The sequence below is a fragment of the Phycisphaerae bacterium genome (assembly GCA_035384605.1).
GTDB lineage: Bacteria > Planctomycetota > Phycisphaerae > UBA1845 > PWPN01 > JAUCQB01.
The window spans coordinates 1-15,115 of the sequence record DAOOIV010000028.1 but is presented as its reverse complement, the minus strand read 5'-3'; the positions used below and the strand labels follow the sequence as shown (position 1 = coordinate 15,115).

The 15,115-nt window shown below is 62.3% G+C and carries 9 protein-coding genes; 3 read left to right on the top strand and 6 right to left on the bottom strand.

Going from position 1 to position 15,115, the window contains the following annotated elements; translation table 11 throughout:
* Positions 1–657: 657 nt before the first annotated feature.
* Positions 658–2,061 (top strand): PDZ domain-containing protein, encoded by a 1,404-nt coding sequence (locus PLL20_08665; protein ID HPD30051.1) that lies wholly within the window; start codon positions 658–660, stop codon positions 2,059–2,061.
* Here PLL20_08665 and PLL20_08660 read toward each other — a convergent pair.
* On the bottom strand, positions 1,992–5,240 hold the full coding sequence (locus PLL20_08660; protein ID HPD30050.1) for a hypothetical protein: 3,249 nt from the start codon (positions 5,238–5,240) through the stop codon (positions 1,992–1,994). The two genes, PLL20_08665 and PLL20_08660, sit on opposite strands and share 70 nt — an antisense overlap.
* Positions 5,241–5,262: 22 nt before the next feature.
* The gene (gene tsaD, locus PLL20_08655) at positions 5,263–6,306 is read right to left on the bottom strand and encodes a tRNA (adenosine(37)-N6)-threonylcarbamoyltransferase complex transferase subunit TsaD (protein HPD30049.1); all 1,044 of its coding nucleotides are present in this window, start codon (positions 6,304–6,306) and stop codon (positions 5,263–5,265) included.
* A gap of 526 nt (positions 6,307–6,832) precedes the next feature.
* Between tsaD and PLL20_08650 the strand changes: the two genes are divergently transcribed.
* Entirely contained in the window at positions 6,833–7,867 is a 1,035-nt protein-coding gene (locus PLL20_08650; protein ID HPD30048.1) for an NAD(P)-dependent oxidoreductase, read from the top strand.
* A gap of 12 nt (positions 7,868–7,879) precedes the next feature.
* Here the strand turns inward: PLL20_08650 and PLL20_08645 are convergent, their stop codons facing one another.
* The 4 genes from PLL20_08645 to PLL20_08630 all read right to left on the bottom strand — a co-directional run bounded on the left by PLL20_08645 (position 7,880) and on the right by PLL20_08630 (position 13,761).
* Positions 7,880–9,607, bottom strand: coding sequence for a M2 family metallopeptidase (locus PLL20_08645; protein ID HPD30047.1), 1,728 nt, complete (start codon positions 9,605–9,607; stop codon positions 7,880–7,882).
* A gap of 55 nt (positions 9,608–9,662) precedes the next feature.
* Positions 9,663–11,387 carry a hypothetical protein gene (locus tag PLL20_08640; protein HPD30046.1) on the bottom strand — a complete coding sequence of 575 codons (1,725 nt, stop codon included), beginning with the start codon at positions 11,385–11,387 and terminating at the stop codon, positions 9,663–9,665.
* A complete protein-coding gene (locus tag PLL20_08635) occupies positions 11,377–12,786 on the bottom strand; it encodes a magnesium chelatase (GenBank protein HPD30045.1) in 1,410 nt (469 codons plus the stop codon). The genes PLL20_08640 and PLL20_08635 overlap by 11 nt, the downstream gene beginning before the upstream one ends.
* A gap of 231 nt (positions 12,787–13,017) precedes the next feature.
* On the bottom strand, positions 13,018–13,761 hold the full coding sequence (locus PLL20_08630) for an RsmE family RNA methyltransferase (protein HPD30044.1): 744 nt from the start codon (positions 13,759–13,761) through the stop codon (positions 13,018–13,020).
* A 117-nt stretch (positions 13,762–13,878) separates the two neighbouring features.
* On the opposite strand from PLL20_08630, the gene PLL20_08625 reads away from it, so the two are divergent.
* Positions 13,879–14,769 (top strand): hypothetical protein, encoded by an 891-nt coding sequence (locus PLL20_08625; protein HPD30043.1) that lies wholly within the window; start codon positions 13,879–13,881, stop codon positions 14,767–14,769.
* Positions 14,770–15,115: the final 346 nt, after the last annotated feature.

The window sequence follows — 15,115 nt, the reverse complement described above, 5'->3', positions numbered from 1 at the left end:
CCCGTTACCGCAACCCGCCGGCGGTTGACGCCGGGCGGGCGGATCGTTGTCGCCGTGGCAAGGGTGGGGGCGCGATGATCGGCGCGGCTGATCGGTCGAAGGCTCCCAGGGGCTTGCGCCCCTGGCTACATACCTGTGCCCCTTTGGGGCAGAAGTAGATACCGCCACCCGCCAAGGGGAGGAAACACAACACACCCGTGGCCCTTTGGGGCAATCCTTCTGACGATTCCCATTGTCAATGAGTCTGCAACGTGGGATAGATTCCGATCAGAGGGCGGTCCGGAAAGGATTCTGGACCGAGGGGATTTTCGACCGAGCGGTCCAGAAAGGATTCTGGACCAAGCGGGAGGGGTTCCGGACCGAACCTTCTGCCGTCCCTGCGGGGCTGATCTGTCCGGGTCATCTGTCCTGTCCCAAGGGCTTGCGCCCCTGGCTACATACCTGTGCCCCTTTGGGGCAGAAGCAGATATTGCAACCCGCCAAAGGGAGTAAACACCACATACATGGTGCCCCTTTGGGGCAATCTGTCTTGCTCTCGGTTCACCTTTGGGACAGAAATGGCCGACGAGGGTGACGGTCCTACTTCGCTCATTGCGGTGCGTCGCGGGTATAATAGCGTCGCTGCGATGGACTTGATGGCTATTGCTGAGGACGGCGATGTTTCGTTTGACCATGTGGGTTATGCTTATCGTCGGCGTTGTGCCGGGGGTATCGGTCCTCGCGGGCCCATCGGCTGAGGATCTGCTGCGTGTGGAGCAGTTGCAGAACACGCTGGCGGCCGTGGCCGAGGAGGTTCGGCCGAGCGTGGTTGCGATTCGGGCCCTGCGCCGATTTGCCGCCCCGCACGCTGATGCGAGCGTGACGACCTTGCCGTCGGGCAGGGGCCGCTCGGTGCACGGGGTGCTCGTGCCGTCGATCGGGAGCGGCGTCATCATCGACCGACAGGGGCTGATCCTGACCAATGAGCACGTCGTTCATGACGTCGATCCGGACAGGATCGAGTGCATTCTGTCGACCGGAGACCGCTACATCGTCCAGGGGATGACGACCGACCCGCGGAGCGACCTGGCAGTCCTGTCGATTGACGCCGAGAACCTCAAGCCAGCCGTGTGGGGTGACGTTGAGTCGTTGCAGCAGGGTCATTTCGTCATCGTCATGGGGAACCCGCTGGGCACGGCTTTCGACGGCGACGGTCGTGCGGCCATGTCATTCGGCATCGTGAGCGCGTTGGGTCAGGATCTCACTCAAAAGCTTGATCCCGATCGCTACTACGGCAACCTGATCCAAACGGACGCAAGGATCAATCCGGGCAACAGCGGCGGCCCTCTGGTCAATCTCAAGGGCGAGGTGGTCGGCATAACGACAGCGGTCTCCTCGCGTTCCGGCGGCAGCGACGGCGTGGGGTATGCCATTTCGCTCGGCAAGGACACTCGGGGGATCATCGATCAGTTGGTCGACGGTCAGGAGGTCCGATACGGGTACATTGGCGTTCATCTTCAGGATCGGAATCGTCCGCGAATAGGCGGTCGTGCGAGCGCGAGAATCGTCATCTCGTCGGTAGAGCCGGAATCACCCGCCCAGCGGGCCGGGCTCAGGGAGGGAGACGCGATTCTGCGTTTCGACAACAAGCCGGTTGCCAATGCGGACGAGCTGGTACGTCTTGTTGCGATGTCGGGAATCGGCAAGGCAGTGCCGCTTTCGATCGTGCGAGACGGCCAGTCGCTGGATTTGGATGTTGTGCCGGGGCTACGACCGGCGCCGGCCCGGGGCGTGAACATTGAACCGGATTTCACCTGGCGAGGGATGACGTTCTCGGTCGCGAACTCGGAGACACGAGCCCGCTTCGCCCTGCCGGAGTCGGCCACGGGCCCGGTGGTCTCGGTGGTTGTGGCCGGCAGCCCGGCCGATAAGGCAGGTTTTCGTCCGGGCGACGTCATCGCGGCTGTGAACGGCCAGCCGGTCGGCGGGTTCCGGCGTTTCCGGCGTTGGATTCAGGGCCTTGAAGGCAAGGTGAATCTCACCATCGAAGGCAAACCCCGGCGCGAGCTGGTCATGCCGTAAAGGCGTTTTGAGGCTGGTACACCACGATCCGCACTGCACCCGTCACAGGGATACCCAGCCTCGATAACCGTATCTGCCGGTCCGACGTCCACTTCCACCGCGAGCCATGCTGCGTCTCCCGACACGTGCAAGCGGGCATCCGTCGGCTTTCCATTTACCGTCAGAGGCAAAGCCTTCCCTGTTGGAGGGAACGGACCGAGCCGGATTGGCGCGCCCGGAACCCAATGCGTGGTATGCACCTTGATTCCACAGTACGCGTCGCTGCGACGGACGCTGTACGTGAGACTCGTCCAGGTTTCACGGCCGTCGGCGTCGCGGCAGCGAACGGGCCAATTGTTGACGCGGAGACCGGTCCAGTTCCACGGCAATCGCGGGAAGAGGGACAGTTGTCGCCCATCGGCGAGCAGGTCGTCGATACCCGCCAGAATCCGAAGCGGGTAGAGAAAGCCGGCGGCACAGACGAGATTCGTATCCTCGGGGCCGCCCGGTCCACCGCCGGCCCAGCGAGATAACTCGGCGAATTCGCTTCCTCGATCATCGAGTACATCCGTGTCGCGAGCGAGGCCCTCGAGAAGCGGCTGGAGGGAGTCGATACGGTCGCAGAGTGCAGCGACGGCGATGAGCGCGTCGGGACCGTCGTATGAATCCGCATATCGCGATACAACGCCGCGAGCTTTACGTTCCATGAGCGGAACGGCGAGTTGAAGGGTGCGGTCATAGACGTCGTAGAGTTCGCGGTCGGCCGGGGGCATCAGTCCATCGACCTCGATCGGCGCGCCGCCGGCCCAGAAGTATCCGGCCAAGGGCTGATCCTCGATTGTGCCGTCCACGCGAAGGCCGTAGGCCCATGTGCCTTTGGGCAGGACGAAGCCCGTGGGGCACTTGTGATCCTGCTGCAGGACCAGATGCTTCAATGTTGCGGACCGCAGGTTTGCGGCCAGCTCGCGCCACTGCCCGGCGGCCGTGGGGTCGCCGAGGCTTTCGGCGATTGCGGCTGCTTTTCGCAAGGCTGCGGCCGCTCCCAACGTGGTGGAGAGTGCGTAGCAGGGACCGTGTTCGCGGTTGCCGGCGTTTTCCCAGTTGGTGCCGCGGATGAGGCCGTAGGGGTTATCATTTGCCTTGGCGGCGACCTCGTCGGCATAGGCGGAGATGGTCTTCCATATCACCTCGGTGACGTGGGGGTCGAAGTCGCATCGGCGGATGATCTCGCAAAGTTGTGTGGCGAGAATGTTGCCGGCCGTGTTGTCGACACCGCCGGAGCGGTTCGAGGGATGTCCGTGCCAACCGTAGTGTGCCATGAACCGGCCGATTGCCACGGTTTCCTCATGGCGGCCCCAGCCGATCCATTCGCGGAGAGCGAAGGCGATATCCACCGGCCAGAACTGGCCGTACCAGTGGCCCTTGGGGATCGAGGCGTCGACGAAGCCGTTCGGTTCGTAGTGCAACTCGCGGAGCCAGAACCAGGTGTTGTCGGCCACGCGGGTCAGTCGCTCGGCGAGCTGGTCGCCTTCGAATACGAGCTGCAGGCGGGAGAGGTCGGTTGCACCAGGGCAGACGTCGATCATGGCGGCGAAGTCATACTGGCCGGTGGCATCGATGATCACGGTGTTCATCCCGGGGACGAGCAGGTCCGTCGCATCGAAATCGACGATCTCTTCGCCCTTGTTCTCGGATTTCCAGTCGATGATGCCGTCGTCGCCGACGTCAAGAGACGACGCTCCTCCGATGAGGCCATGCACGAGGTAGTAGCGATGGCCGCGAGCGGGCTTGTGCATGAACCGGAGTTTCCAGCGGCCGGAGGGGGTCGCGGCAGATTCCATCGCGACGCTGTGGTTTGATACAGGCAGCGGGACCAGATGTTGTGTAGAGCTGGACGGCCAAGACTGCTGGTTGGGCTTTTCGGCGAATTCGGCGGATGAAGCATCCCAGCTTCCGATCACCCAGGGAACCGACACAGCGTCTGCCTCGACACGGAGCAGCCGGCATATCGTTCGCGCCCGCAGTCCCATTTCGATTTCGTAGAGGCGCACGGACTGTTGACCACGGGGCTCGACGGTGACGCATGTTTCTTCGCCGCCAACGACCCTCCCTGGCACCTTCCACTCACATGCGACCGGGCGCTTGGGATCAGTTCCTCCGGCATTGAACGTCAGCTCGGACAGAGAATTGTGGACACGTACCCTAGCCGGTCCAGCAGCGGAGACGAAAATGTTGAGCGGTCCGGCCATCTGCCGGGTCGGGAAACGGTAGGTGACGCGGGCACCGGGTGGGATCTGGCGAGCTTTGCGGAAGAGCCTGATCTCGGGGGCCTCGACGACGACTGAATCGCCGGCATCGGCCAGAAAGGCATCCTGATCTCCGCAGAACTCACGCATTCGCAAGGGTTCCGGAACAGGCGGGCAATTGACGGCCGTCGGTCGGACCATTTCGGCGTCTGTCCTGAGCGGTTCAATCGCCACATCGTCGACCTGCCAGCGGGTGAGGAACTGGTTTTCGTTGGCGTAGTTGAAGCGGATCCATACGGTGACGGGGCCGAAGCGATCGATGCTGAACGGCTCGCTTTCGTATCGGCACCACTCGCCCCTTTCGCGGACACCGCGCAGGGCATCTCTTGCCATGGCCAGATCGTGGCTTGTCCAGCGGATGCCGGTACTGTCGTCGTTGGCGTAGGCGACCGGCGGTCCGATATTGACGCCCAACGAGAAGGACGCGGAAAAGAGGTGACCGTCGGCCGTGCGCAGCATTGCGCTGAGTCGGTAGCGGCCGGGAGACGCATTGACAGTCTGAAAGGCTGCCGCTTTGCCGAGGAGCTTGCCGTTGATTCCCTGGCCGTCGCCGTTGCTGTGAGCAAAGACCGGACAGGCCCATGCTCCGTCCGAGGGAAACGACAGGCAATGGTCGGATCGATAGCCGCGTCGGCCCTGCGCGGGTGCAACGTCATCAAACCGCCGGTCAAATGCCGGCGGGCCATAGCCATGGGGATCGAGGCCGGTCAGGATCGTCCAACCGGGAAGCGTGCCCTCAGGGCTTGCGATTTCGAAGCCCGGGTTGATCAGAACCGGCGTAGGCGCACATCCACATACGACCGCGAACAGAAAGACGGACAGCAGTATGGCGACATGCTTCCTGGAGGATCCGATGGCGTGGACTTCTCCTGTCATCAATTGCCAGTTCTCCATTCGCAATTCTCAACCCTCGGTTTCACATGAGCGCCCGTGGATCGACAGCGAGTGAGTCGGTTCGCCCGGCCCGGAGGAAGTAGCCAGCCAATGCGCCGACCATAGCCCCATTGTCGGTGCAGTATATCATGGGGGCCAGGTACAGGCTGATTTCTCTTTGGCTGCAGGCGGTTGAGAGAGCGGTGCGCAGTTGGCCATTGGCCGCGACCCCCCCGCCGACCATGACCGTGCGGACTCCTGTTTTCTCGACGGCGAGCATGGTTTTGGCGACCAGCACGTCGACCACGGCCTCCTGGAAGCTTGCGGCGATATCGGCGACGTCCTGCCGGCTCAATCGCTCGAGGCCGCCGGTGGTTCTGCCGGGGCCGTGGACGCGATACAGAACCGCGGTTTTCAGACCGCTGAAGCTGAAATCGAGCGAATCGCGGCCGAGCATGGTTCGGGGGAACTTGCAGGCCCGTGGGTTGCCCTCGCGGGCGATGCGTTCGATGATTGGGCCACCGGGGAAACCGAGGTTGAGCACTGTGGCCACCTTGTCGAAGGCCTCGCCGGATGCGTCATCGATGGTCGCCCCGAGCAACTCGATGTTCAGGGGGTCTCGGACGAGAAACAGGCTGCTGTGGCCGCCGCTGACGACGAGGGCTACGGCAGGCCAGGGTTCGGGGTTGTTGGGGGGCAGGTCGATGGCCGGGCTGCAAGCGTGGGCGTGCACGTGGTTGACGGCGACGAGAGGCTTGCTCCATGCCAAGGCGAGGGTCTTGGCGGCGGTGACGCCGATCAGCAGGCAGCCGACGAGGCCAGGCCGATTGGTCACCGCAATGGCGTCGATATCCTGCCGCGTGACGTGGGCGCGGGCCATGGCCTCCTGAATGACGCCGTCGAGGTTCTCGATGTGGGCTCGCGAGGCCAGCTCGGGGACGACGCCGCCGTATTTGGCATGGACATCGAACTGGGTGGCGACGACGTTGGACAAGACCTTGTGCGAGCCGATGACAACGGCGGCGCTGGTCTCGTCACAGGAGGTCTCAATGCCCAGGATGATCGGCGCGTTGTCAGATCCGTACATGCCGGTCAAGCTCCGTGAAGTCCGTCTCTGCTCAGACAGGCGCGCATTTTCGCCTGAATCCGGGGTCGAATCCAGCCCGGGGGACTTGCCTTGCTGCGGGGAGTGTGTGACAGTCTGGGCGGGCATGTCGACCGCTGCAGGTTTGGCGATCAACTCCCTTCAGGGGGGTTTCCCGCCAAAGGTCGGCAGATCTCGCCGAAGGCGGACGGGCTGATAGGCCGGTCGTTCTATGGCCGGTGGGCTGTCGCCCGCAACTCTTCGTCGTTTTCATATTGTCAGCCCGTTTCAACGGGCTAAGAAACGCACAACCAGGAAGGTAGGAATTACCCAACCATGAACCAGTCGTAAAACGGCCGGCCCATTTGCCGGTCGGGAAGAACTGCTGAAGCGGTCTGCTTCAAAAGTTTGCGTTCGCGCTAACCGCGTCAACCGCGAGGATGGCCTGCGTCACAGAGCCTTTTCCTGTTGGCGGTAGGCTTGCGCTGTCGTACACTCACGACCAATGCCTGACTGGAGGCCATCACACATGGAACTGCCCGAGCGGATCAAAACGGAACAAGAGTTGGAGGAAGTAATGACCCGGCCGTCGCCGGGACTGGTCGAAGACATGGTTCGCGTGGAGGGCGATCTGCTGTTGCTCGGTGTGGCCGGCAAGATGGGGCCGACGATGGCTCGGCTGGCCCGGCGGGCGTGGGATCAGGCGGGGCGGGAATCACGGATCATCGGCGTCGCCCGGTTCACCGATGCGGCCGTTCGCGACCGGCTCGAAGCCGACGGCATTGAGACGATTGCCGCCGATTTGCTGGATGAGGAAGCCCTGGCGTCGCTGCCGGACGTGCCGAATATCATCTATCTGGCGGCGCGCAAGTTCGGCTCGACGGGCAACGAGCCGCTGACCTGGGCGATGAACACCTATCTGCCGGCTCGGGTTGCGGTGAGGTTCCGTTGCTCGCGGATCGTCGCATTGTCGACGGGCAACGTTTACGCGTTCAGCCCGACGGACGGGCCGGGACCGGATGAGTCGACGCCGGTGGGCCCGGTGGGGGAATACGCCCAATCGTGCCTTGGCCGCGAACGGATGTTTCAGTACTTCAGCGAACAGAACGGCACGCCGGTCTCGCTGATTCGGCTGAACTACGCGATCGATCTGCGATACGGCGTTCTGATGGATGTGGCAACGAAGGTGTTCACGGGCCAGCCGATCGATCTGACCATGGGTCATGTGAACGTGATATGGCAGGGCGACGCGAACGCGGCGATCCTGCGGAGTCTGCGATATTGTGCCTGCCCGCCGTTTATCCTGAACGTTACCGGTCCTGAGACGATTTCGGTTCGGATGCTTGCCGCCGAGTTCGGGCGTCGGCTGGGCAAGGAGCCGGTCCTGACCGGAACCGAGGCCCCCACCGCCCTGCTCAGCAACGCGGCCAGGTATCACAAGATGATGGGCCCGCCGCAGGTGCCACTGGAGCGGATGATCGATTGGGTTGCCCACTGGGTCAGCATCGGCGGGCGCACGTTGAATAAGCCCACCAAGTTCCAGAGCCGGGACGGGAGGTTCTGAGGCAACGCGAGGTCAATCCGCTGTTGCGGACATACGCTCATCGCCGCCAATCTCGGCCATCATGGTTTTGGGGCTGAGGTCCCGGCCGGTGGCGTGGCGGACGAGTGCATCCCACCGCAGGCTTGCGCCGGGGCCGAAGACCTTCTCTTTCATGAAGTCGCCGATCGCCTTCCGGCCGCTGTAGAGCGGCGTCGGCGTGTTTGCCTTCAACACATCGCGGACGATGGTGTGGTGAAGCTGTGAGGCGAACATTTCTCCCATCATGTAACTGTGGTAATACACCGGACTGCTGATGATATGGATTTTGCTGGCGTAGTCAGGGGTATTGCGTCCTTCCGGCCGGTTCACAAGCTGGTATTTCTCGACGAGGTCCCACCAGAGCCGATTAAGGTCCTGGTCGGGGTCGGCATAGAGGGCTGCTTCGAACCGAACCATGACCTGCGACCAGCCGGCGAAAATGAGTACATGATCGCGGTGCATGCGGTCGGTCGTTTCGGCGATGGCCTTGGGGTCGTGCACCTTAAGGCCGACCGACTGCATCCAGGCGGGTTGGTCGGCAACCCGCTCGAAGAGCATGGCGACGGCTTCGGTGGTAAATGAATGCGCCGGAGTTCGCAGGACGTAGGGCACAGACCGCGGGATGTATTTATCATAAACGGCGTGGCCCAGTTCGTGGAGCATGGTGGACATCCACTGATGGTTGGGCACGACGTTGGCCATGATTCGAATGTCGCCGTCGCGGTCAACGTCCATGCACATCGCGTGGGGATACTTGCCGGGGCGTTCGTAGAGGTCGCTGCGGGCGATCACGTCATCGATGGGGAGGTCGATGCCAGCATAGAACTCCGTGGCCAGCTTCACGACGTCGGCGGATTGATAGATGGGATCAAGGTGGTCCGTATAAGTGGCCGGTGGCTCCTGAAAGAACGGGTCGTGGTAATGCCAGGGGCGTAGCTCGGCCACCGGGATGCCGTAATCAGCGGCAAGTCCGGCGTCGAGTCGGCTCTTGGCCTCGCGGAACGGCTCGCGGGTCAGCTCATGGAGTTCGTCGAAGAGCTTGAGGACCTCGGACTTGGTCATTTCGGCGAACTGAAGCTGCATTTCGTAGAAATCGGTGAACCCGAGCTTGCGGGCGGCCTGGTTGCGGAGCTTGACGAGTTCCTTGAGGTCTTTCTCGACGACCGAGCCGACGCCTTTGGCAGCCTCCCAGACGGCCCGGCGATAGGCGCTGTCGCGTGATTCGCGAAGAACCTTGCGGACCTCGCTGTCGGGCAGTTCGCGATCGTTGACCTTCGCGCGATAGACATTGAAGGCCTGCATGCAGGCACTTGCCTTTGCGGTGATGCGTCTGAGCAGTTCAGTATCGATCTGCTTGGCTGCGTATTCGAGGTACAGCAGCTCGATCTGGCGAGCGAGCAAGCTATCGGGCTTGGGTTGGACCTTGCCCAAATCCTCGCGCACCTGTTTGAGGCGAGCGAAGGCCGCAGGATCAGATAAGGCGGCGTCGAGCTTGTTCTGGGCTTCCTGGGCGGCCTTATAGTCCTCGTCTTTGCCGGAGGCTTGGGCATTCCAGTCGGCCAGGGCCGAGGCAATCTGAAGGGGACGGATGGACGCCTCGTATTCGGCGATGAAGCGTCTGGCTGCGTCGGCAGCCGGCGGCTCGGCGGCAGAGACATCGAGCGATGCAAAAGTGAGACAGACCAAGCCGAGCGATACACAGCAACAACAGAACGGACTCATCGGTATTCTCCTCGTCTTGAAGGACCCGGGGAACATGATACCGCATGCTCGGAGCTTATGCGATCATCAGGCGACGGCGGCGGACGTAGTCCCAGAGGACATAACGATCGAGGTCCCGGCCGCCAGTGAAGAACACACGGCCGCGGGTGGATTCGGCAAGCCGGTGGGCAAACTGCACGTCTTCGCTGGACTGTGCCCAGTTGGGCAGCAGAAAAATGTTGATCGTGATGCCCTCTTGGGCGCAGCGTCCGGCTTCCCGCAAGGTTGCCTCTTCGGTCAGCGGGTGAGGCGGATACAACAGGTACAGGAAGTTGCCGTCGTAGTGTGCCGTCGGCAGGCCGTCGGTCAGGAGGACGACCTGACGGTTGGGTGTGTCCTGGACGCTGAGGTATTGCCGGGCAAGCTGCAGAGCGTGCTGGATGTTGGTGAAATGCGGCGGAATGTCGAACTCGGTCAGCTCCGGTCGGCTCATGTCGGCTTTCAGGGCGACCGTTGGGTCGGTGACGGTCACCGGCTTGGGCATCAGGCCAGGCAGCTCGGAGATATGCCGCGGCTTGGCGAAGGTATACATCTCGATGAATTGCAGGAAGTCGCCGGGGTACTCGGTGCGGATCAGGCCATGGAGCGCCAGGCCCATGCGTTTGGCGTTGATGTACTGGCCGCCGTAGCGCATGGAACCGCTCATGTCGATCACAACGGCAGTGGCGCACTTGGGGTTGTTGCGCGTCCGGTGGATTTCGATGTCATCGGGTCCTATGCGTACCGGAACACCGGGACCTTGACGAATCATGGCGTTGATCATGGAGGCCGGGATATCCATGTGGGTCAGCGAGTCGCCGAACTCGTAGGTCTTGGTCTGTTGTATTTCAACGGGTCCTTCGCCAATGATCGGTCCGGTGTGCCGGCCGGAGCGGGCGGCCTTAAGGTCGCTGAAGATCTCCTGGAGCAGCCGAGATTGAAACAACCGCATGGCCTTGGGCGTCAGGCGGTAGCCGCCCTCGGTCTTTTCGAGGCCCTGACGTTCGGCCAGTTCGCGCAGGTAATCCTGGATGTACTGCTGCAGGGCGTTGAGACGCTCCATATCGCCGGGCTCGGCAAACTCAGCAAGAGCCTCCATATCGATCAGGCCGATTTGCCCGGTTTCCGCGGCCTTTCTGAGCTGTTCCAGGAGGCGGTCGATTGCCTCCAGTTCCTCCTTCACGGTCAGGGCGGCGGGAACGTCCATCGGCGTCCGGCCGGTGAACTCGTATTTCGCGGCCAGCTCGTCCACCTGGTACTTTTGCCCGAGCAGATCCATCAATGTCAGCAGCCGGGCGGCGATGTCGGGACGCTTCCGCTCGATCCGGTACCAAAGCCGCTCGAGGTCATAGAGTTGCTCGCCACGAACGGCGGCGTAGTACGTGCCGGTCAGGGGCTTGGGCATGCGGACGCGGCGGTACTCCTTCTGCCAACGGTCGCGAACCTCCTGCTGAACGGTTTCGGTCTCGTAGGTAGCAAGGATCTTGCGTTTCCGCTCGAGGAGCATGGCGATCAGCGACTCAAGGCTTGGCCCCAGCGAGGCGATCTGCCGGGGGTCAATGTGGATGGCACGGGCCAGCTCTTCTTCCGTCAGCTCGCGCATGCTGCCGTAGACCAACATGTGTTGAAACGCCGGGGAAACGACGTCCGGCGGGGGCGATGTCGGGCTGGGGAAGCTCTTCGGGTTGAACTTCTGGTAGGTGTGGATCACTCCACCGAGAGGCTGCCGATCATTCGAGCGGGCTATGCGATCAGAGCTCATAAGTGATCCTGCCATGATGCTGGCTGCGCGAAATCCGGTCCTTGGCGTACAGTCCGGCCAGCACGAATTCGACGCAAGAGGCGCGTACGGCATCGTTCTCGGCCGGATTGACCTCGAACGCTTTTTCCCAAATCTTCGGGATCCGCTTCACCCGCTCGGCATATTGTGAGGAGGGCAGCATGTCACCGACTTCGATCTTCACGCCCTTGCTGAAGACGTCGGTTATCTCCTCCAGGCCATGCCTATCGACGTACTCATCGAACACGATACGAACGGCCTCGGCCAGGATCGCATCCAGCACCTGGCGTTCGGACATCTGGTGCGAGCCCATCATATCCAGCTCCAGCTTGCCCAGCGACGAGGCCTGCAGGTGCGCCAGATCCGAAATGCGGGGGACGGCCGGACGTTCACCAAGGCGCACGGCCCGATGCCGGGCACTGGCGACCATGGTGCGGTAGTTGGCGATACTGAAGCGAGCGCTCACGCCCGACTGCTGGTCGACATACTTCGATCGCCGGGCACAGATGCTCATCTGCTCGATGATTTCCTTCATGAACACCGGCACCCGTACCGGAAACTCGCCATCTAGGCAGATACCAGCTTCCTGTTCCATGATCTGGATACCGACCTCGCGGCGTCGCGGGTAGTGCGTGTGAATGACCGTGCCGATCCGGTCCTTGAGCTGCGGGATCACCTTCCCGCTGCGGTTGTATGTGGCCGGGTTTGCCGAGAACAGGATCAGCACGTCGATATCGAATTGGACGGGGAAGCCGCGGATCTGGACGTCGCGTTCTTCGAGAATGTTGAACAATCCGACCTGAACGAGCTCGTCAAGCTCGGGCAGCTCGTTCATGGCGAAGATCCCGCGGTGCATGCGGGGGATGAGGCCGAAGTGCAGGGCCTCCTCGGCGGAGAGGCTGGTTCCCGCGGCGAGCCTGGCGGGGTCAATTTCGCCGATGATGTCGGCGAATTTCGTGCCCGGGCTGAGCCGCTCGGCATAGCGTTGCCGTCTGGGCCACCAGGCGATCGGCACATCCTTCTCGGCGTGCTCGGTCAGAAAGCGTTTGCCAGCCGCGGTGATCGGCTTATAAGGGTTCTCGTGCACCGGACAGTCGGGGATGTCCAGGTATGGAATCTCGGGGTCGAGGAAGCGCACCAAGAGGCGCATGAGCCGGCTCTTGGCCTGGCCTTTCTCGCCAAGGAACAGCATATCGTGCTGAGCAAGCAGGCCGATATTGAGTTCGGGGATGACGGTGTCCTCATATCCTATGATGCCGGGAAAGAGCTCCTCGCCGCTTTGCAGCATTCGCAGGAAGTTGTCATGCATCTCGCGTTTGACGGTCTTGGGTTGCCAGCCGCTCTCGCGGAGCTGCCTCAATGTGGTTGGTTTGCCGGACATGTGCTTCGGCCCCCTTTGTCGGCCCGAATCCTTGTACAGAGACGCCGGATCAAGGCTCCGTCCGGAATCGGCATGCCTGCCATGGTCGCCGGTCGTCATCAACATAATAATAGGACGTTCGGGGGAGGCCGGCCAAGCATGGGGCATTTAGAGAGATCGAACGACAGCCGTCGGACAGGAAGCGGCAGAGCGGCAGACCGAGGGTCAGGGTGTTGGACACCTCAGGAAGCCTCAACTACCGTGGGCGTTGTCCGACTGCAGTGGTTTACCCCCGGCGGCATGCAGGATGGCAGCAAGGGCAATGGCCGCAGTCTCGATGCGCAGGGTGTTGGGGCCCAGTGAGACGGCGCGGCAGCCTTTGGCGAGGCATGCGGACCGCTCAGAGTCGGTCCACCCGCCTTCAGGACCGATGAAGGCCAGCACAGACCGGGCGTCGGCGACCGTGGTGGCCCATGTCGATGAGATTTCCGCATCCGGAACCGCAATGAGCAGTCGGTCGAAGTCGGCAGCCTGAGCCAAGGCTTCATTAAGCTGCCGCGGCGGGCTCAGTTCAGGAATCCAAGCCTGCCCCGACTGTTTGGCTGCTTCGATGGCCGTTCGGCGCCACTTGTTCAGCTTGTGAGCGGAGACTTGGGATACGCTGCGGGTAGTCTGAATAGGCCACAGGGCGGCGATGCCGAGCTCCGTACACTTTTCCACCAGAAAGTCCTGCCTGGGGCCTTTGGGCATCGCGACGGCCAGCGTCACGACAGGCCGAAGCCGTGGTCGGGTCCAAGTCCGGAGGACCCGCACATGTACGCCCGAGCGAGACACGGTGGCGATCTGACCACCGGCCTCTGTTCCGTGGCCATCGAAAAGCACCACCGGGTCGCCGGGTCGGAGGCGGCGAGAGTGGCTTGCATGGCGGCTTTCCTGCTCGGTAAGCACCACGTCCGTGTTGCTGAGATCGGCAACGTGAAACCTTGCCTCGGGCATGCAGGTATTATCGGGGCCCCGTTGAAGGGTGACAATGAAGCCGTCCAACACCATGACCGATGAGTAGTGAGGCCTTGATCAGAGCGGGATTTGGTTGGCTTGGAGCAGACGCTGAGCATGTCAGATAACAAGCAGGAAAATGATGCAGGCCTTGTTTCCGCGGCTGAAATGAGCCCCGAGGAAATTGAAGCCGCGTTGGCGGCGGCTGTCGCCGAGGTGAGCGACCAGAGCGACGCCGCAGGCCAGGCCGACAGTTCCCTTCCGGGCGAAGCAAGGCTTTCCGCCGAACAAGCCGACCAGCCGACGGACCAGACGCCTACAGAACACACTGACCCTGTTGAAGCCCCCGCCGGCGAAGGTTCCACGATTCCCGATCAAGCATCAGTCCTGGCTTCAAACGATGCGAGCACACCTCCGGCCGAAACCGAGGCTGCGCTCGACCGGATCGACTCGGACCTGGCCGAACTGGAAACACTGTTGGCCGAGATGTCCTCGGACGGCACAAGCATTCCGGCCAGCATCACACAGCCTGCTTCTCCTCCGCCCGAACCGGGAGAACCGCAAGAGACCATCATTGAACCGAACAAAGTCGCCGAGCCGCAGCCGACCGACAAAACCGACGCAGCACCCGCGGGGAAAACCGAGGAGAATGTTCCGCGCGGGGAGTCCGTGAAGGATGCCGCAGGTGACATCGACGCCATGTTACTGGACGGCGGGGACGGCTCGGCTTCCGAGGTCTCCGAGGCGACCGAAACCGTTCCCAAGGCCGGGGGCAACCTTGTGGCAGAGGTGGCCGAGGAGGCCGTTGAGGTTCCGACTGAATCAGTGCAAGGCGGCGCGATTCGCTCTTTCGGGCAAGTCGCCGCCAAGGTTCTGCTGAACGTACTCATTATCCTGGACAAGCCGGTCGCCGGACTGGGTCCATCGTGCAGGACCGTTGTGGGGCTGGCGGCCGTCGCCACTTTCCTGATGGCCGTGGCCACCTGGGTGATCGGCGCTGTCAAGTAGCCGGGCACGAAGATGGTCTGGCGGGGCCGATGAGACAGAAGCGGCGGCACTTCTGGCGGCTGACCCGGTTGTCGCGAACGCAAGCCAGACCGCTTCAGCGGTCTCCGGTCGTTTTACGACCGGTTCACGGTCGGCCAATTCCCCCTTCACGGTGTTACCCCATCAAGCCCGTTTTAACAGGCCTGTCCTTGTCAGTTAAGCCCATTGAAACGGGCTGAGACCACAGAAAGGAAGAAGAACCGCGGGCGACCACCGACCGGCCGTATGAGGGCCGGCCTATCAGCCCGCCTTTAGCCCAAGTTGAACACCAAAGGGCGATTCTAGTTTTTTTTCGGGGTGTTGGACC

What these genes read in the sequence shown, in the direction of transcription:
- PLL20_08665 (HPD30051.1), top strand. Translation starts at nt 658, where the DNA reads ATGTTTCGTTTGACCATGTGGGTTATGCTTATCGTCGGCGTTGTGCCG.
- PLL20_08660 (HPD30050.1), bottom strand. Translation starts at nt 5,240, where the DNA reads ATGGAGAACTGGCAATTGATGACAGGAGAAGTCCACGCCATCGGATCC.
- tsaD (HPD30049.1), bottom strand. Translation starts at nt 6,306, where the DNA reads ATGTACGGATCTGACAACGCGCCGATCATCCTGGGCATTGAGACCTCC.
- PLL20_08650 (HPD30048.1), top strand. Translation starts at nt 6,833, where the DNA reads ATGGAACTGCCCGAGCGGATCAAAACGGAACAAGAGTTGGAGGAAGTA.
- PLL20_08645 (HPD30047.1), bottom strand. Translation starts at nt 9,607, where the DNA reads ATGAGTCCGTTCTGTTGTTGCTGTGTATCGCTCGGCTTGGTCTGTCTC.
- PLL20_08640 (HPD30046.1), bottom strand. Translation starts at nt 11,387, where the DNA reads ATGAGCTCTGATCGCATAGCCCGCTCGAATGATCGGCAGCCTCTCGGT.
- PLL20_08635 (HPD30045.1), bottom strand. Translation starts at nt 12,786, where the DNA reads ATGTCCGGCAAACCAACCACATTGAGGCAGCTCCGCGAGAGCGGCTGG.
- PLL20_08630 (HPD30044.1), bottom strand. Translation starts at nt 13,761, where the DNA reads ATGCCCGAGGCAAGGTTTCACGTTGCCGATCTCAGCAACACGGACGTG.
- PLL20_08625 (HPD30043.1), top strand. Translation starts at nt 13,879, where the DNA reads ATGTCAGATAACAAGCAGGAAAATGATGCAGGCCTTGTTTCCGCGGCT.